The following is an 18107-nucleotide window of genomic DNA, read 5'->3' as shown; positions in this document are numbered from 1 at the left end:
AATTTTAAGTTTATTGTAACACAAGCGAGCGCGCTTAAAAACCCCTTTTAAAATAACGAGTCTTTTTGAATAGGCGTTTCTTGGTTAATAACTTCTTTTGCGGCCTGGATTTGAGCGTCGCAGTATTGAACCACGCCTTGAATGGTTTGTTTCATCAGGGCGTTAATTAGGGTGCGCATGAAATCAAAATCAATACCGCCATGTGGGTTGGTGGGGAGTGAAATTAACATTTCACTAGCAATTTTACGATTGAATTTATTGCCATAATCAAAACGCCCACAAGCTACTTTTTTAAAAGCCACAACGATATAGAGTAAAGTTTTTTCATTCCAAAACTCATGGTATTTTAAAGGGTATAGCCCTTGCACATGCGAATACCCTATAAAAGGTCTTTTTTGATAAAAAATACCCTCTGAAGTCGTGGTATCGCTGTAAGTGATCTGATTGCCCTTTTCGGTGGGTTCTAAAGAAGAATAACCGCTTATCCCATTATTCAAACTAGAATTGGTAACGACTGGATTTTTTGCGTTACTATCAAATAAATGAGGGTTTGTGAGATTATAGGCTTTTGTGGGGCGTATTTCAAACAAATCCCCTAGTTTGAAGTGTTGCCATGTTAAGCCGCATGGGGTATTACCCCCCCCAGAATTTTGGTTATTGAAAACGTTAAGGGCGTTTTCTTCAGCGCTAGAAAGGGTGGTGTTTTCTAGCCCTGTAGCTTTTAAATAAGCCTCAAGTTCGGCGAGCCGACACTGCTCAAGTTCGGCTATGAATTTTTCCATGAAATCACAATCAATATCCTCAAGGGTTTGAGTTTTAGCGGTGGGTTTTAGGGGTAGAGAAAATTTAAACTCCGCAATACTTTCTGTTGTAGAGCCTAGCCCCCAAGTCAAGGGTTTTAAAATAAATTGTAAAATCGCGCTTATAAAATGTAAAATTTTAGGGCTTTTGAAAGCAAATTTTGGTTTTAAAACTTTAACCTTATTGCCTGTAAAATAAGGTTGTTTTTGATAAAACACGGTGAAAGTGTCTTGTGCGAACGAAAGGGTATTTTTTTCATTAGTAAATGTAGGGTCATCTATAATAAAGCCTTTTATACCATTATTGGTTGCAGTGCGCACGACATAAGGGTAGCTGTTTTCTATTTGTGTGTCATGGATTTTTATCGTGTTAGCATGATAAATTTTCTTACTTGACAACACTTCAAACAAATCCCCTAATCTGAACTCGCCCCACTTAATAGCGTTGAGTTGGCTGCTAAGGGGGCCAATCACTTTGGGGGCGTTTGGTTTTTTAAAATCAAGCCCACTTCATAAGAAAGGTAATCAGCTATCGTTCTTTTAAAATCCTCTAATTCGGGTTTAGCCTCATTCTTTTGGTGCGCTTCAAAATTAAAGTCTTTAGCATGCTTGTTTTCGCGCGGCTTAGCGATAAAGTCTTCAATATAGATTGTTTCTAAATCGCCCCACAGCTCTTTAGAAACCTTAGCGTTTAAGCCGGCTTTGTAAATTTTAATGATTTCTTCGTAGCGTTTGGTGGGGTTAGAGGTTTCATTTAAGCCTCTTTTGGTGCGCTTGAAACCGTCGTTTCTAAAGTCTATGAATTTAACGGGCTTTTCATAATCATGCGGCTCATGGGCTTTAAAAATATAAACGCTTGTTTGCACCCCGGCTTGAGGCATGAATAAATCGGTGGGCATTTTAACGCTCGCTAAAAGCGAATGTTTTTTTAAAATTTCCACATTGGATTTTAACGCTTGCCCGCTCCCTGCGCTATCTTGGATAATGATCGCGCCTAAACCGCCTTTTTGCATATGCTCTAACCCGAATTTGATAAAAGGCATGCCGTTTTCTTCGTAGCTAAAAGGAGGGTTTAATAAAAGGATATTGGGCTTAAAATCTTCATAAATCCTTTTATTGGTTTCAAAAGTGTTGCCTTTGATGATTAAACTTGAGCCATCGCCTCTTAAAATCATGTTAGTGGTGGCTAGAGAAAACATTTCAGCGTTAAGCTCCACGCCTAAAAGTTGCGTGGTTTTCATGGCTTTGATTTTTTCATTCGCTTTAGTGGTGTTTTTACCATAGGTTTTTTCAATGTCTTCAATCATTAGCACCATAGAAGAAATTAAAAAGCCCGCGCTCCCTGCGGCTAAATCCATCACAAAGGATTTCGCATTAACCCCTAAAAGTTCGCTCATCATTTTAGTTACATAAGGCGGGGTTAAAACAATGCCCAATTCCTTACCATCCCCTAAAGCGTATTTTAAAAATTCGCTATAAAGTTCGCCCATGATGTCTAAATGACCGGTATTGTCGCTTTCATTAATGGGCTTATGGACAAATTCATAAAGAAAGGTAAAAATTTGCTTGGTGATGCTTGAATCTTTTTCTAAAAGCATGCTTATGGCTTTATCCAGGCTCGTTATTTTATCGCGCTGCGGGTCTTTACTGATTTCTTTAAAACTAGCGAGCATGAGATCTCGTTTTTCTTCGCTCAAGTTTTTGGTTTTTAAAAATTCGCTAATTTGGTTAAACACTAAAACGCCATCACGGCTAGTATCAGTCAATTCGCCTTTTAAATCGCTTGGTTTTAAACCCCCTTTTTTGCCCTTAATTTCTTGCATGGACAAAAGCATGCCGCTCACGTATAGCACGCGCTGAGGCGCGGTGATGTTGTGGTTATGCATCAGGCGGTTGAGTTTTTTAGCGGTTTCGTTTAGATCGGCTTTGGTTTTGATTAAAATAGAATGCTTTTCTTCTTCAGTGAGCGTGCATTCTTTATAAAAAGCGTTAAACGATTCTTGATTTTCTAAAAAATGCAAGTTTTTTGTATTAGTGAGTTTGTGCGAATTGATCCCGCTTGCAAAAACATAATACACTTCTATCAAAAGGCTTTCTTCATCATCGCCGGCTATGCCTATGGCGATGCATTCTTTATATTTTTCTTTGTTTCTTAAGATGTTTTGAGCGTAGTGTAAAGCCCCATTCACGGCGTATTTTGAAATGGAATTGTCATCGTTTGCAAGCGCGCTGTTTTTGAGCTTTTTTAAATTTTTAGCGTAGAGTTTGTTTTCTATGATTATAGGGATAACGCTCCCTTTATTTTTAGGGTGCGTGTATTTTTCTAAGCTGAAATCTGGCTCGCCATAAGAAGTTTTATCTTTGGTTTTACTCGCATTTAAAAGGGCGTTTTTAAGGCTAGAACTCATTTGGCTTTTAACATTAAAATCCGTATTTTTCATAAGCCCTAAATTGGTCAATTCTTTTTTGACATAGTCATCAACATCATCTTCTAACCGAAAAGCTAGCATATTTTTATCCTTTTTAAAAAACAAAATTATAACTCATTCATCCGCGCTGCAAAGCGCGATCGCAAAGTGCACTTTTGTGTTTAGAGTTTTAAGGTATTTTAGGGCTTCTTTTAGGGTGGTGCCGGTGGTGATAATGTCATCTAGTAAAAAATAATCTAAATTCTCATCGCCTTTGAAGATGAAATTCCGTGGGTTGTTGGCGCGAAATTCTAAGCTTTTACCGGCATACGAAACAGCATTAGTCGCCCTTAAAGTCCCATAAGTGGGTTTTAAATTGCCTTGGCAAAAGCCTTTTAAAAGCGCGGCTGAATGCGAGTAAAAGGATTTGATTTTATCATCAACGGCGATGCCATAAAGGGGGATATTCAAGCCTTTTTCTTGTAAGATTTTCACAAATTCCGCACCGGCTTTTTGAGAAAGCAAGGGCAAAATGCGAGATCCAATCAGCGCGTATTTGCTTTTAATGAGCTCTTCTATCTCGCTATAAGCGTAAAAACTATACACGCTCACGCCCTCTAAAACCCTTACCTTTAAGCTTAAGGGCAGATCGTTTAGGCAATTTGGGCAAAGAGGCTTAAAAGAAAGCTTCAAACAAGTTAAACAACGCATTCAATAAAGGCTACGATCTGGCGGTGCAGATCCCAAACGCTTTTTTGAGCGTCTAATTCCAAAACTTCGCACCCGAATTTTTCTCTTAACGCATAAGCGTGGGTTTTGAGCTTTTGCTGGATTGTGAGTAATTTTTCTATGCCTTGGTTTTCTATTTTGTCTAAACTTTTAAGGCTTAAGCGCTGTTTTAAACCCTCTTCATCTATGAGTAAAAGAATGATTTTTGCAGGCAAGATGCTTTGAGTGGCGAGCAGGTTTAATTCTAAGCTTGAAAATTGGCTATAAGCCATGCCAGAAATCAAACTCCTGTCGCTAATGATGAGCTTTTTTTCTTTCAATGCCGGTTTGATCACGCTTTCTGCATGCTCAGCCCGATCGCTTAAAAATAAAAACGCTCTAGCCAACTCGCTGATATTCTCATTCAAAGCGATACGCCTTAAACTCTCGCCCATTCTCGTCCCTCCTGGCTCTTTGGTAAAAAGGGCGTTTTTAAACCTGGTTTTTAATAATTCTACTTGAGTGCTTTTGCCCGCGCCATCAACGCCTTCTAACACCACATACATTTTAAGCCTTTGAAATCAAAGGATAAATTTCTTTAGGCACTAAATGGCTCGCATCGCCCTTATGCGCGATAATGGATCGCACGATAGAAGAGCTGATGAAAGCGTTTTGTAAAGTGGGCATGAAATACAAGGTTTCTAATTCGTGGTTTAAGGATTTGTTCGCATAGCCCATTTGCAATTCGTATTCAAAATCGCTCACCACCCTTAAGCCCCTAACTAACACCTTACAATGATACTCTTTAGCCAGGTTGGCTAATAGCCCTTCAAACGCAACGCATTCTACATTTTTAAAACTTTTAGTGGCCAGTTGCATCATTTTTAAACGCTCTTTTAAACTAAACATGGGGTTTTTAGCGCTTGAGTGCGCCACAGCGACAATGAGCTTTTCAAACAATTCGCTAGAGCGGTGGATAATGTCTATATGCCCATTCGTTACCGGATCAAAAGTGCCCGGGTAAATGCCGATTTTTTGCATCAGTTCATTCCCCATCGTGGGTATAAGTCATTTTCTATCCCTAGGCTGTCAAACCACTTCCCCACTAAAAAATCTTGCATCGCTTCTAAAGTCTTGCTCTGGGTGTAATAAGTCATCATCGGCGGCGCGATGATCGCATTAGAATGGGCGAGTTTGAGCAAATTTTCCAGCATGATAGCGCTTAAAGGCATTTCTCTAGGAGCAATGAGTAAGGGGCGCTTTTCTTTAAGCATGACAGAGGCGCTCCTAGAAATCAAATCCCCCCCAAAGCCATGCGCGATTTTAGCCACCATGTCCATGCTCGCTGGAATGATCGCCATTTTATGGATACCATAACTCCCTGAAGCGATGCTCGCATGGATGTCTTGCTCGTTAAAAAAAGTCGCGCTAGGCCGTAAGTCTTTCATGGCGTTTTTAAGGTTGATGTTAGACTCTTCTAACGCCACGACATGCGCGTTTTTAGACGCCACGACAAAAACTTCAATTTCTTTGGGTAATTTTTCTAAAAACCGCAAGGCTAGGGGTATCCCGCTTGCTCCACTGATGCCTAAAACTAATTTCATGAATATCCTTTATAAGATTTGCGCTTTAGATCTGCTCAACACTTTTGCTTTAAGTATTTTATTGCTTTCTAAATTCTTGGCTTGAATGATTTGATTAAGTGCGCCATTTTCTAGGGCTTTTAGGCTTATTTCTATGCTGATTTGCCCCTCTTCATACACCCCGGTGATGATGTCGTTTTTACGCACGATGATTAAAGCTTGGGTTTTATCCATGCTTAAAAGCGTGTTAGGGGGGATAAAATGTTTCGCGCTCACTTTATCGATTGCGCCCTCTAATAAAGGATTAGAAAGCGTGCCAAACGAAACGCGCTCTTTTTTGGTGTTGTTAGCGGTGATGTTTTCATCTTTTTTAATCGCGCTAGCGCTTTTAAAAGCCTGCATGCTGCCTATCACGCTATAACGCACCGGCAAGCGTAAATTAGGCTCATTTTCCAATCTTAAAAACACGACCCCATCTTTTTTAAGCTTATTGGAAGCGCTCAATTCATAGCTTAAAATGGAAGCGTTAGAAAAACGCTCTGGGATTTCTAAGTTAATGGTTTCAATTTCTAATTTTAAGTCTTTGTATTCTTTAAGGTAAGCTTCTTTAATCTCTGCTTTAAGCGCGTTCAAATCTAGGGCGAAGAGCGCGTTTAAACTTATCAAAAAAAGGGTTAAAATTTTCAAAACTCGTTATCCACTTTTTCTACAAATTTTTCTGAGATTTTATCATAGACATTCCCTCCGCAATTGATTTTCAAGCACAAACCGCTCAAGCCTTTTTCTACGCCTAAAACCCTCCCGGTGCCAAAAATCTTATGTTTGATCAAATCCCCCACTTTAATGGGCGTGTCTTTTTGGTGATTTTGTTTAGGGGTTTGATCGCTTTTGAGCAGCTTGGCTTCTTCTAAAAACACAGAGGGCGAGCAAGAAATTTTCCTCCCAAAATACGAACGCTCTTTGACATAAGAGAGCTGCAATCCTTCTTTAGCCCTAGTGATCGCTACGTAAGCCAAGCGCCTTTCTTCTTCTAAATCGCTTTCTTGATTGAATCCCCTATGCGGGAAAAACCCTTCTTCTAACCCGATCACAAACACATGCTTAAACTCTAACCCCTTACTCATATGCACGCTCATGCAGCTCACTTTTTGCGCGTTTTCTGTATTATGGGCATCCAGAACGCTTTCATTCAAAAAATCCAACAAAGAATGCGTGGGGTTAGTTTTAAAATATTCTTTCACTAAACTTAAAAGCTCTTTAACAAAGCCCTCTCTTTCTTCGTAATTGTCTTCTTTTTCATAGCTTTTTAAAAGATTAGTCTCTTCTAAAAACCGCTCGCAAAACTTCTCTACTGAAATTTCAAAAGCCTCCCTCAAACGCCCTATCATAGCGGTGAATTTCTTTAAAGCGTATTCGTTTTTAGGGTTTAATTTGTCTTTAAACGCCCCAAGTTTTAGCGCTTCTTCTAAATTCAAATCCTCTTCATCTAAAAGAGAAAAAATCCATTCTTGAGTGATCTTGCCAAGGCCTCTTGGGGGCTTGTTTAAAACGCGCTTGATAAAAAAGCGATCGTCTTTTTTAGCCACTAAATGCATGAACGCCAAAGCGTCTTTAATCTCGGCTCTTTCATAGAAACTCACCGCTCCAATGAGCCTATAAGGGATATTCAAAGCGTTCAAGCTCTCTTCAATGCTGCGGCTAAGCCCGTTTAAGCGGTACAAAATAGCGATATTTTCTAAATTTTCGCCCTTCTTTAAAAGGGCTTTGATTTGATAAGCCACATCCAGGCTCTCTTCTTTTTGCGTGGGGTATTCTTTACAAATCACGCTTTTATGCGAACCTTTGAAACTTTGAAGCGTTTTAATGTGGCGGTGTTGGTTATGGCTGATGAGAGAATTAGCGCACGCTAAAATTTCAGCGCTAGAGCGGTAGTTGGTCTCTAATTTCACTATTTTAGCCCCTTTAAAATGCTTGGAAAAATTTAAAATATTAGAAATATCAGCCCCCCTAAAACCATAAATGCTCTGATCGTCATCGCCCACCACGCACAAATTATGGTGCGTACAACTCAATTGTTTTAAAAATTCCAATTGCAGGGCGTTCGTGTCTTGATACTCATCTACCATAATGTAATGGTAGCGTTCGCTAGTCTCTTTGGCGAGTTTTTCATTATCTTGTAAAATCTTAAGGCTTAAAAAAAGCAAATCGTCAAAATCCACTAAATTGTCTTTTTTGAGTGCGTTTTGATAAAGCTCATACGCTTTATAGCATTCGCTATCTTGCATGCTTAAATCCATCATGCCGTTTTTGATTTGAGAAATATTGGCTCTAAAGTTTGAAATTTTGAGCTGCTTGCACAGCGTTTTGACTTCATCGCTATCTAACACCGAAAAATCGCACACCCTTTTTAAAAGATTCATGTGTTGCCTTAAAAACAGCAAACCAAAACGATGGAAAGTGCAAAGCAAGGGGGGGATAAACGCTTGATTGTTCAATAATTTCAAAGCCCTTTCTTGCATTTCCTTACTCGCTTTATTGGTGAAAGTGAGCGTTAAAGTGTTCTCGCTAGGCACGCCACAAGCGCCAATCAAATACGCTAAACGGCTCGTTAAAGTCTTAGTCTTACCGCTCCCAGCTCCTGCTAAAATGAGCAATGGCCCTTGAATGTGGCTTGCAGCGATTTTTTGCGCTTCGTTTAAATTGCCTAAAATGCTTTTTTCAAAATCCATCATTCTAAAAACTCGCCCTTTTCTTCTTGGTTCAAACGCTCTTTTAAAAGGTTCGCATCAATTTCAAAATCAAAATAAGGCGACGAAAAATCAGAGGTTTTAATGGCTAAAAAATGGTTTAACGCTGATTTCAAGTCCCCTTTTCTTTGATACAACAACCCCAAAGCGTAACGGATATTTTCATTATTAGGATCGTCTAATTTCCCAAGCTCTAGCCATAAAGCGGCGTTATTGTAATTATTCTGCGCGATATAAGTCAAACCCGCTAGGATTTTTAAGCGCGTCTCATTGTCCTTAAGCCCGCTAATTAGGTTTTGATACAACGCGCTTGCTTTTTCATACTGGCCTTGAAACAAACTCACTAACGCTAAATTTTCTAACCAATCGTTAGGGGCTTCGCTCTCTTCTAAACTGGCGATTTTTTGCTCTAGTAATCTTTCTTGATGGTCTAAATCATTAACCATAAATCCCATGTAAGTGTAGAAATGACGCCCTAAAATGGGCCCTTGCATGGTTTGATCCCAGCTGATTTTACGCGAATCTAAAAGGGTGTAAATGCTTAAAGTGTGGCGGATGCTCGCATCATAATACGAGACGATTTCATAAAAGATATTAGAGATGAGATCTTTAGGGAGCATTTTTTTTAAATTCCCAAAAGCTTGCACCATCAATTTTTTATCCTTGCTCTCTTTAGCGAACACCGCTTCTAGCGCGTAATAAAAAGGGAGTTTTTTAGGGGCGTTTTTAAGCCAGTCCATATCCCAATTCGTGCGGTAATTCAAATAAGCGATGAGCGAAGAGAGTAAGGCTTTTTGCGTGGGGCTAGAAAAATCATGACTATAAAAATTCTCGGTGATTTCTCTTAAAAACTCCGTGGTGTCTTCATGGGTGAAATGCGAGGCTAAAACCGCAAAAATCGCGCTCAAATAATCCGCAGAGTTCAAATGGAAAGCCCTTAAAAAATGGAAATAAGCTTTGTGGTAATTTTCCAATTGCGCATAAATCAAACCCGTATTATAATGGAGGAGTGCGTTATTGGGGCTATTTTTTAAAGACAAATCAAAAAAAGAAAGGGCTTTTTTTAGGCGCTTCTTTTCTAATTCTTTCAACCCTTTGAGCGCGTTTTTATCCGCTATCGCCATCAAACGCCCCCTTTTAAAAGCAAGGCTTGCCCCCTCTAAATCCTTTTGTGCATCAGAATCCAAAAGAAACAGCCCCTCTTCAATCACGCCTAAGGTTTCTTTAGAGTCTAAAACCTTAAAAGGAGCGTAATAAAACAGCAAGCGGTAGATAAAATCCCTTTTGCCTTCAAAATATTGCGTGTTCCAAAAACGCTCTTTGGCCCTTTCTTTGTCTAAAAAAATAGGGTTGATAGTGGGCTTGATGGGGTAAAAAGAGTTGGCTAGCGCGCTATCTTCTTTGGTGTGGCTGGCTAATTTTAAGGCTTCGCTCGCTTTAAGGATGTCGCCTTTTTTCAAACTCACCAATTCCAAAGCCATTAAAGCGTTTAAATCTTTAGGGTAGTTGTGCAAATAATGCTGCAAATGCTCCAAAGCCTGCTTGTAATGGCCCAAACGCGCCTGCAAAAGCCCTAAAGCAAGCTCATCTTGGGCGTTTGCGCTTTTTTGTAATTGCTTATAAGCGTTCGTTTCATCTTTAAACATCAAAAACAATTTAGACGCCAAGCGCGCGTTAGGCTTTAAAAAAGCGTTGGAATTAGGGTGCATTAAGGGCGAAAGGGCTTCAAAATACTCTCCAGCGTAATAGGATTTGAGTGCGTAAGCGTAGGAATAAAAAGACTTTTTGTAATCTTTATATAGAGTTTCTCTCACAATTTTTAGATAATGATAATATAAATCCTCATCTTGCAAATGATAAGCCGTAACTAACGCATCAATCGCGCTCACGCTCGCGTTTTCTTTAGAGGCGATACTGGAATCAAACAAATCCAACGCCCCGTTAAAGTCCTTTTCTTTGAATTTAATCACTCCTAGATTATGGCTCGCAATCCCTTGCGAAAAAGAAGCGATCTTATCAAACAAATGCAGGGCTTCATCTTTTTGCCCTTGCTCATACAAGAGGCTCGCTTTTTGCATCATCGCATCCACTTGGCTTTCATCGTTTCTTTTCAAAGAGTCTTTGCCGATTAAATCAGGCAAGTCTAAATTTTCTATTTGCCCCTCGGCTTCTGTATTGTTGGCGTTATTGGTGTCGTTAGGCGTTTCGTTATTGGTGGTGGCGGTATTAGTTTGTAAAGAAGTTTGTTTATTTTCTTTTTTATGCCCTAATAACAAGCTCAAAGCCACAATGAGCGCGATGAGTGAAAGCAATATTCCAAGCGCGATATAAAGCTTTTTTTTATTGCGTGAAAGCTGTTTGAAAAACTCTTTAGAGCTTTTGATTTTACTAATCGTTTGCTCTAAAGCCTGCTTCAAAGAGGGGATTTTAGAATGAATGCCCTTTAGGGGGGGTTCTTTTTCGTTCTTATTTTCGCCCCCTTTTTCTTCTAATGAATTTTGCTCTTCATTCAGCACGAACTAGCCTTAAAGGTATTTTTCTAACGCCTTAGGAATATGGATGCTCCCATCCGCTTGCTGGTGGTTTTCCATTAAAGCGACCATCGTCCTTCCTACCGCTAAAGAAGAGCCGTTTAAGGTGTGCGCTAATTGGTTTTTTTGATTTTCTTTGAAGCGGATTTTGGCACGCCTAGCCTGAAAATCCCTCGTGTTAGACACGGAGCTGATCTCTCTGTAACAATTTTGCCCAGGCAGCCACACTTCAATATCTATCGTGTTGCTCGCACTAAAGCCTAAATCCCCGCTGCACAATTGCACAAACCGGTGTGGTAATTCCAAAGCCTTTAAAATTTCGCTCGCGCTCTCTAGCATGCACTCTTGCATCGCATCGCTTTCTTTAGGGTGCGTGATAGCCACTAGTTCTACTTTATCAAACTGGTGCTGTCTTATCATCCCCCTTGTATCCTTGCCAGCGCTCCCTGCTTCGCTCCTGAAACAAGGCGTGTGCGCGGTCATTTTAATGGGGAGGTTTTCAACGCTAATAATGGTGTCGTTGTAGAGATTGGTGAGCGTTACTTCAGCGGTGGGGATCAAATACAAATTTTCATTTTCTATTTTAAAAACATCTTCTTTGAATTTGGGTAATTGCCCAGTCCCAAAAAGCATTTTTTCATTCACTAACGCCGGCGTGTAGACGATTTCAAAGCCATTTTTTTCATTAAAATCCAACATCAAATAAATGAGTGCGCGATAAATTTTCGCCCCAAAACCCCTAATGACCGAAAAACGGCTTTTGGCGAGTTTCACGCCGCTTTCAAAATCAATCCAGCCATTTTGTTGAGCGAGTTCAAAATGCTCTTTGGGTTTGAAAGTAAAATTTCTTGGGGTTAGGATTTTTTTAATTTCTATGTTGTCTTCTTCATTCACGCCTAAAGGGGTTTTTTCATCCACTAAATTAGGGATTATGGAAAGCTTCAAATCAATTTGTTGCTCCAATTCGCCCACGCTTTTAGAAAGATCATTCAGTTTGATTTTATTGTTTTCTAGCTCTTTTTTGAGATCGCTTGTATCCATTTTTTGAGCCATTTTGATACCAAATTCTTTAGAAACCTTGTTTTGAAAGGCTTGCAAGCCTTCTAATTCAATGAGTCGCTTTTTATAATGCGTGATGACTTCGCGCAAACGCTCTAATTCATCACCCATCGCATGGTTACGCTTTTTTAAAGAAAGAGCCACCCTGTCAAAATCTTGCAATAAAAGTTTTCTATCAATCATTCAACCCTCTTTAATCGTTCTAAAATGCCACAATTTAGCCCATTCATCAATTTCATTTTTATCCATTTGAGCGCTCAAAGCCCCCATTTTACCCTCTAAAGAATCTTCAATGGTGCCATTAGGCAAAGCCACAAAACTATCCCCATAAAATTTCCACAAAAATTCGTTTTTTTGATCTTCTTCTACAATGATCTGGCGATACGCTCCGATCCTATTAGCCCTAACCACCACGCAAGAAGCGCAAAAAGCACGCATCTGGCACAAAAGCCGCCACCTTTCATTGGATTCAAAAGTGGCCACGCTGCTTAAAAGCACCACATCCACGCCCTGATTTTTAGCCTGAACCCATATTTCATCAAAATGCGCTTCAAAGCCAAACAAAGGGGCGATTCTTAAGCCGTCTCTTTCAAAGACGAGCAATTCTTTAAAAGCGCTTTTCTCATTGTCAAAAAAGCTCTCTTCATCCCAGTGTGGATAGGGGATTAAGCGTTGTTGCGCGTAATACTGGATATTTTCCTTAGAAATGAGAGCGATTTTTTTATAGATTTTAGAATTTTCTTCTAAAAGCACCGGGGCTGAAATGATCAAATCCAATTCTTCGCATTTTTGAGACAAAAACTCAACCGATCGTGCAGACTGTGCACTGATTTCATTCAAATCCAATCCCATGTTATGGTGGAAAAAGGGGTTGATCACGTATTCAGGCAACACCACCACGCTTTGCTTGGGTATGGAGTTGAATAAGGATTGCATGAGGGTTTCTTTAAAAGACTCTAATTGCAAAGCAAACACTCGCATCCTTTAAGCCTTTTTGTCTGGCGTTTGGAGTTTTTCATACTCCAAATAAGCGTTTTCTAAAAGCTTTTGAGCCAAAAACAACTCTTGCATGGCCGTTTTATACAAATCCATCCCGTCTTTTAAAGACAAGTTAGGATCATTCAAGCGATCTATGGCTTGCTCTAGGGAATGAACATGCTCTTCAAAGCTTTTTTTAGGGGCGTTTTTAGCGTTTTTAGTGTTTTTTGGGGGGATTTTTTCGGTTTCAAATAATTCATCTTGCATGGCATTCCTTTAGCTTTTTCTAACAAGCATGGTCGTTGAAATTTGAGCGATAGAATCTTCAGTCCTTAAAATCTCAAACCCTGCGTTTTTTAATTCATGTTTCAAACCTTCTAAACTCAAAAACCCCTCAATGGATTGCGGTAAATAAGAATAAGCGCCATAATTCTTACTGATAGTCCCTCCCACTAAAGGCAAAACCTTATTCGTGTAAAACCCTGAGATTTTATCCAGCCATGTGGGGTTGTCTTTTTTTAAAAATTCTAAAATCACTAAAACGCCCCTAGGCTTTAACACCCTAAAAAACTCTTTTAAAGCTTCTTGTCTTTCCACGATATTACGCAAGCCATACGCAATGGAGAGGATATCCACGCTGTTATTTTCAACGCCCTTTAAATCTTTGGCTTGAGCCTGAATGAAAGAAGCTTTGTTTTCAAGCTCTTCACATTTTTTAATGGCTAATTCAAGCATGTTATTAGAGGGATCAATCCCCAAACATTCCTTAAACTCTATGCCGCAATTTAAAGCGCTTTTTTGCCAAGCCACAAGCATATCCCCCGTCCCGCATGCCACATCCACAAGCCTTAACGCTTTTTTATTCTCCAAAAACAAAAACGCATGCTCGCAAGCCCTTTGGCGCCATTTAACGTCTAATCCAAAACTCATCAAGCGGTTGGCTTGATCGTAAGAGCTGGCTATATCATCAAACATGTTGATGATTTTTTCTTGCTTGAGGCGATTTTCTTTTTTCATGACTTTTCTTTTTTCATGACTTGTCTTTAAAAAGGCTTGACAACCACTAAGATCACAATGAGAATCATTAAAATCGTGGGTATTTCATTAAACACGCGATAAAACCTTGCGTTTCTTCTTGTAGGGTCTTTTTCTAGCTCGCGCATGCATTTCTTGCAATAAAAATGATAGGCTAAAAGTAAGATTACTAAAGCCAATTTAGCATGCAACCAACCCCCACTTTTAAAGAGCGTGGGCTCTATCAACAGCATTAAAATCCCTGTAATAAGCGTGAAACCCATAGCTGGTGAAGCGATAAAGGAATAAAGCTTTTTTTCTTGGATTTTAACCACTCCTACAAACTCTTTTTTATGCGCGTTTTCGGCATGATAGACAAAAAGGCGTGGCAAATAAAATAACGCCGCCATCCACGAAATGACCGCTATCACATGGAAAGCCTTAACCCATAAAAAATACCCATTCAAAAATCCCATACCACTCTCCCTAATTTATCTTATTTTGTTGTAAAAACGCTTGCAAATTTTCTCTTTCGCCGCTGATTTCCACTTCCACGCTTTGACTTGAAAAATTCTTTTTGCTTAATTGTAAGCTAAATTTCTTAATTTCACGCTGAAGAGCGTCTAATTCTTTGTAAGAATAATGAGCGCTTAAAGTTTCCAACTCCACAAAATCCTTCAAAGCGTTTTCTCTTTGAGCGTTTTCTACGCACAATAACGCACTAGTGGCATAAGCTTTCATCAAGCCCCCAACCCCTAAAAGCGTGCCTCCAAAATAACGCACGCTCACTAATCCTATATTGATTAAATCCTCTCGCCTTAAAACGCTAAGCATAGGCATGCCTGAACTCCCTTTAGGCTCGCCATCATCGCTAAAACCCTCCGTGATTTTGCCCTCTAAAGAATAGCGGAACGCCGTTACAAAATGCGCGGCTTTAAAATGCTCTTTTTTCAAAGCCGTGAGGGTTTTTTCAAAATCGCTAAAGGGCATGAGATAGCCTAAAAAGCGAGATGCTTTAGTCTGGTGCTTGGAGGTGATGAGGTTTTTAAGCGTTTTCACAAGCTTTCTTTAAAGAGCTGAGTTTGAATACGCACCCTATAAAACTCACGATAAAAATCGCAATAAGCGCATAAAAATGCACAGAAACATCTATAAATTCCGCATGCATTTGATTCAATCGCCCTAACAAACTGATCCCATGATAAGCAGGCACTATTTGAACAAAAACCTGTAAATAAGAGGGCAAGGATTCAAAAGGCCACACAAAACCCATCATAAAAATCAAGGGCAAAGAAGAAATCAAAACGATTTGAGTGGTGTGGGCTTCATTTTTAATCCATGCCCCTAAAAACGACCCCAAACTCAAGGTTGCAAGCATGAAAATCAAGCTGTTCAAAAACACCATTAAAGCACTCCCATGCCGTTCGATCCCATAAAAAGAAAACAGCGCCCCAAAATACCATAAAATAAAAACGCTAAACGCCCCCATGAACACCAAGAGTCTTGCGCACAGCCTTAAAGCGATTTGTTTCTTGTCTAAAAGGGCTAATTCCAAACGCCTGGAGCTAGTAAACATGCTGCTTGCAATGAGCATCACCTGGTGCAAGATGAAAATAAACACGCTAGAGAGTGCGTAATTCAAATACCCCTCACTAGGGTTATACAAAGCGATAGGCTTAATCTTAATCCCGTCTGTCCCTAATTCAGCTTCTTCTATTTGGGCGTTGCGTTTGAACCTTATTTTATCATTTAAGGCGTTGATGCTCTCCACCACCGCATTCGCTAAGGCGCCATAAATCAAAAAGTAATTGGCGTTCGCATAAAAATCTATCGTTACAGGCACTTGTTTATAAATATTGGCTTCAAAATGAGAGGGAATGTGTAAGATCCCATAAATTTTTTCTTCTTTTAAAAGCTTTTTAGCTTCCAGCATAGAGGGGCTAAAAAAAGCGATTTCTAACTCGTTGGAGCTTTGCGCCATGAAGGCTAATTGCCTAGAAAGAAATGAATTGTCTTCATCTACAAGGGCGATTTTTTGCTGCGTTACGATGTCTTTCAAATAAGGCAAGGGATAAAGCAAGCCATAGATTAAAGGAGCGCCTATAAGGATCAATAAAACGCCCTTATGAGAAACAATGGCTCTTAACTCCATTAAAAGGATTTTAAAAAAATTCATGCACTAGCCTTGTCTTTTTTAAAAGAAAAATAAAAAACCAAAAGCCCTAAGGCTAAAAAGATTAAAAAGAACAAAAGGGGCATTAAAGAATTTAAAGATTCTGTTAAATCCGTCTTATAATAGGCCTCTTGTAAAAAGAATCTCATAAAATGGCTAATGGGCAAGCAATGGCTCCAAAAACTCCCAAAAATTTCCATGTTGTTTTGCGGGTAAGTCACCCCAGCAAACGCAAAGCTTGGAGCGGTATAGACCCCAATCGCACCAGCGGTTTCAATAGCGCTTTTTGAAACGCCATAAACTAGCACCACAAACCCGCTCATAATGAGCGTCATCAAGACTACCGCTAAAAAGACCAATGACAAGTGTGCATAATGCCCCTCCATGCCAATGAGATTAAAATAAAACGCCATGCCCATCCCCCAAAAGCTAAACACGCACGCATTCGCTAAAATACTGATTAAAAGCTCTCGCATGTTAGAGATTTTTTGAATGAAATTGAGCATGCCAATCGCAATAAAAATGAGCCACATGCAAGGCAGCATCACGCTTAAAAGGTATTGCGTGTAATTGTTTTCTTCATTGTATAGGGCATGCAATTTCAAAACAATAGGCATTGCTTGGGCTTTAGCGGAAATCAAATTGGAATCTCGCACTAAAGCTTTGGTGGCTAAGGTTTTAGCGTCTAAGGTCAAAGCGGTTTGCAAAAAGGCGTTTTTGAGCGTTTTGCCCACTAAAACGTACTCAGCGTTATAATAAAAGGGCAAATCCACCTTTCGCCCCATTTTGATTTTTTTCTCTAAATCTCTAGGCAAAACTAACGCCCCATACGCTTCAGCGGAGTTTAAAAAGCGTTTGGCTTCTAAAAGGCTAGTAACCTGGTATTTGATTTGAAGCGCGCTCGTTGCACCTAATTCAAACGCCACTTGATGGCTTGTAGTGGTCTTATCCAAATCCACCACCACGATAGGGAGCTGTCTTGGGGTCTCTTGTTTAAAGATTTGCGTGCCTAAAACCCCTAAACAAAAAGGCAATATAAAACACACGACAAACAAGAACTTGTCTTGTAAAACCCATGCGCTTATCAATCTGAACAAAACAATCCTTTTTAAGGTTTAATGGTAACCAACACGCTCATCCCTACCCTAAAATTTTCCAACTCTTCTAAGGGTATGGCCTCCACTTCATAGCTTTTCATGTCGTAAGTGTTGGAATTATTCGTCGCTTTCCAAGTCGCAAAATCCCCCATCACGCTCAAATATTTGACCCTGAATTTCGCGCTTTTTTTCAACGCTGGGATATAGCCTTCAAATTCCTTACCCACTTTAAACTCGTTCAAATACTTTTCAGGCACGCTGATTTTTAACCAACTATCCTTTAAATCAATCATGAGCACCACAGGAAAGCCCTTAGGGCTAAGCTCGCCACCGCTTAAAAGCACGTTACTCACTTCCCCATCAATTGGGGCTGTAGCTTTGACATCTTTTAAATAAGACTCCACTTCATTCACTTGCCCTAAAGCCGCGCTCTCTTTAGCCTTAGCGGCAATCTTACTTTCAGAGCTCGCCCCCCCTAAAGCCATTTTATACTTTTGGTAAGCCGCGCTCTCGTTGTATTTAGTGCTTTCATAAGCCGCATAGGCTTCATCGCGCTTTTGCAAGCTTGCCACGCCATTATCATACAAATCTTGAACGCGCTTATAAGTCTCTTTGGCTAAAGTCGCTTGAGATTTTGCCGCTTGCCAAACGTCTCTTGCAGAATTGATCGTTTCGTCTCTTGAGCCTCTTTTGACTTCATCGCTAAGCGCTTTAGCGGCTTTATGCCCGGCTTCAGCTTGAGCGAGCTTGGCTTCTAATTCAGGGCTAGAAATGCTAAAAACCAAATCGCCTTTTTTAATGTGATCGCCTTTTTTAACAAACACCTTTTCAATGCGGCCAGGGACTTTGGAGCTCACGCTGTATTCTCTGGCCTCCAAAAACCCTTGCAGCACTTCAGCCTTAGGGCGATAAGCTAAATAAAAAAGCACGATTAGCCCTAATAATAAAGCCCCACCCCCTGTAAGAATCGCTTTATTTTTATCCAACATGCTGTTTGACATGATTTTTT

Annotated in this window: 18 protein-coding genes; all 18 read right to left on the bottom strand. The window is 39.9% G+C overall.

Annotated features, from left to right (window positions below; translation table 11 throughout):
* Window positions 1-47: 47 nt before the first annotated feature.
* The 18 genes from J5F42_RS02260 to J5F42_RS02175 are packed head-to-tail and all read right to left on the bottom strand — an operon-like array spanning window position 48 to window position 18099.
* Window positions 48-1274, bottom strand: coding sequence for a restriction endonuclease subunit S (locus tag J5F42_RS02260; RefSeq protein WP_283491484.1), 1227 nt, complete (start codon window positions 1272-1274; stop codon window positions 48-50).
* Window positions 1271-3310: an HsdM family class I SAM-dependent methyltransferase gene (locus tag J5F42_RS02255; protein WP_283491483.1), complete on the bottom strand. Its 2040-nt coding sequence runs from the start codon at window positions 3308-3310 to the stop codon at window positions 1271-1273. Before J5F42_RS02255 ends, J5F42_RS02260 begins: the two co-directional genes overlap by 4 nt.
* A gap of 33 nt (window positions 3311-3343) precedes the next feature.
* Window positions 3344-3919, bottom strand: coding sequence for a ComF family protein (locus J5F42_RS02250; protein ID WP_283491482.1), 576 nt, complete (start codon window positions 3917-3919; stop codon window positions 3344-3346).
* Window positions 3907-4482, bottom strand: a complete 576-nt coding sequence (gene tmk, locus J5F42_RS02245; protein WP_283491481.1) for a dTMP kinase — start codon at window positions 4480-4482, stop codon at window positions 3907-3909. Before tmk ends, J5F42_RS02250 begins: the two co-directional genes overlap by 13 nt.
* A 1-nt stretch (window position 4483) precedes the next feature.
* Entirely contained in the window at window positions 4484-4957 is a 474-nt protein-coding gene (gene coaD / locus J5F42_RS02240) for a pantetheine-phosphate adenylyltransferase (RefSeq protein WP_001169275.1), read from the bottom strand.
* Window positions 4957-5520, bottom strand: coding sequence for a UbiX family flavin prenyltransferase (locus J5F42_RS02235; protein WP_000780111.1), 564 nt, complete (start codon window positions 5518-5520; stop codon window positions 4957-4959). The genes coaD and J5F42_RS02235 overlap by 1 nt, the downstream gene beginning before the upstream one ends.
* A 9-nt stretch (window positions 5521-5529) precedes the next feature.
* Window positions 5530-6186, bottom strand: a complete 657-nt coding sequence (flgA, locus tag J5F42_RS02230) for a flagellar basal body P-ring formation chaperone FlgA (protein WP_283491480.1) — start codon at window positions 6184-6186, stop codon at window positions 5530-5532.
* Window positions 6183-8228, bottom strand: a complete 2046-nt coding sequence (uvrD, locus tag J5F42_RS02225; RefSeq protein WP_283491600.1) for a DNA helicase UvrD — start codon at window positions 8226-8228, stop codon at window positions 6183-6185. Before uvrD ends, flgA begins: the two co-directional genes overlap by 4 nt.
* A complete protein-coding gene (locus J5F42_RS02220) occupies window positions 8228-10762 on the bottom strand; it encodes a tetratricopeptide repeat protein (protein WP_283491479.1) in 2535 nt (844 codons plus the stop codon). The genes uvrD and J5F42_RS02220 overlap by 1 nt, the downstream gene beginning before the upstream one ends.
* A 9-nt stretch (window positions 10763-10771) precedes the next feature.
* Complete coding sequence (serS, locus tag J5F42_RS02215) at window positions 10772-12019, bottom strand: serine--tRNA ligase (RefSeq protein WP_097699286.1); 1248 nt, start codon at window positions 12017-12019, stop codon at window positions 10772-10774.
* Window positions 12020-12817, bottom strand: coding sequence for a carbon-nitrogen hydrolase family protein (locus J5F42_RS02210; protein WP_097699285.1), 798 nt, complete (start codon window positions 12815-12817; stop codon window positions 12020-12022).
* 3 nt (window positions 12818-12820) lie between these two features.
* The gene (locus tag J5F42_RS02205) at window positions 12821-13081 is read right to left on the bottom strand and encodes an exodeoxyribonuclease VII small subunit (RefSeq protein WP_001150342.1); all 261 of its coding nucleotides are present in this window, start codon (window positions 13079-13081) and stop codon (window positions 12821-12823) included.
* Window positions 13082-13090: 9 nt separating this feature from the next.
* On the bottom strand, window positions 13091-13831 hold the full coding sequence (ubiE, locus tag J5F42_RS02200; protein WP_000712017.1) for a bifunctional demethylmenaquinone methyltransferase/2-methoxy-6-polyprenyl-1,4-benzoquinol methylase UbiE: 741 nt from the start codon (window positions 13829-13831) through the stop codon (window positions 13091-13093).
* Between the two features lie 26 nt (window positions 13832-13857).
* Complete coding sequence (hemJ, locus tag J5F42_RS02195) at window positions 13858-14304, bottom strand: protoporphyrinogen oxidase HemJ (RefSeq protein ID WP_000506448.1); 447 nt, start codon at window positions 14302-14304, stop codon at window positions 13858-13860.
* A 10-nt stretch (window positions 14305-14314) separates the two neighbouring features.
* On the bottom strand, window positions 14315-14887 hold the full coding sequence (locus J5F42_RS02190) for a YigZ family protein (protein WP_283491478.1): 573 nt from the start codon (window positions 14885-14887) through the stop codon (window positions 14315-14317).
* Complete coding sequence (locus tag J5F42_RS02185) at window positions 14874-16004, bottom strand: ABC transporter permease (protein ID WP_078265281.1); 1131 nt, start codon at window positions 16002-16004, stop codon at window positions 14874-14876. Before J5F42_RS02185 ends, J5F42_RS02190 begins: the two co-directional genes overlap by 14 nt.
* On the bottom strand, window positions 16001-17089 hold the full coding sequence (locus tag J5F42_RS02180; RefSeq protein ID WP_025447267.1) for an ABC transporter permease: 1089 nt from the start codon (window positions 17087-17089) through the stop codon (window positions 16001-16003). The genes J5F42_RS02185 and J5F42_RS02180 overlap by 4 nt, the downstream gene beginning before the upstream one ends.
* A 20-nt stretch (window positions 17090-17109) precedes the next feature.
* Window positions 17110-18099, bottom strand: coding sequence for an HlyD family secretion protein (locus tag J5F42_RS02175; RefSeq protein WP_000071819.1), 990 nt, complete (start codon window positions 18097-18099; stop codon window positions 17110-17112).
* Between the last annotated feature and the right edge of the window lie 8 nt (window positions 18100-18107).

It is taken from the genome of Helicobacter pylori, from assembly GCF_030062585.1.
GTDB lineage: Bacteria > Campylobacterota > Campylobacteria > Campylobacterales > Helicobacteraceae > Helicobacter > Helicobacter pylori_CN.
Note: the sequence above shows the minus strand (reverse complement) of the source record. Positions and strands in the feature narration are given on the sequence as shown.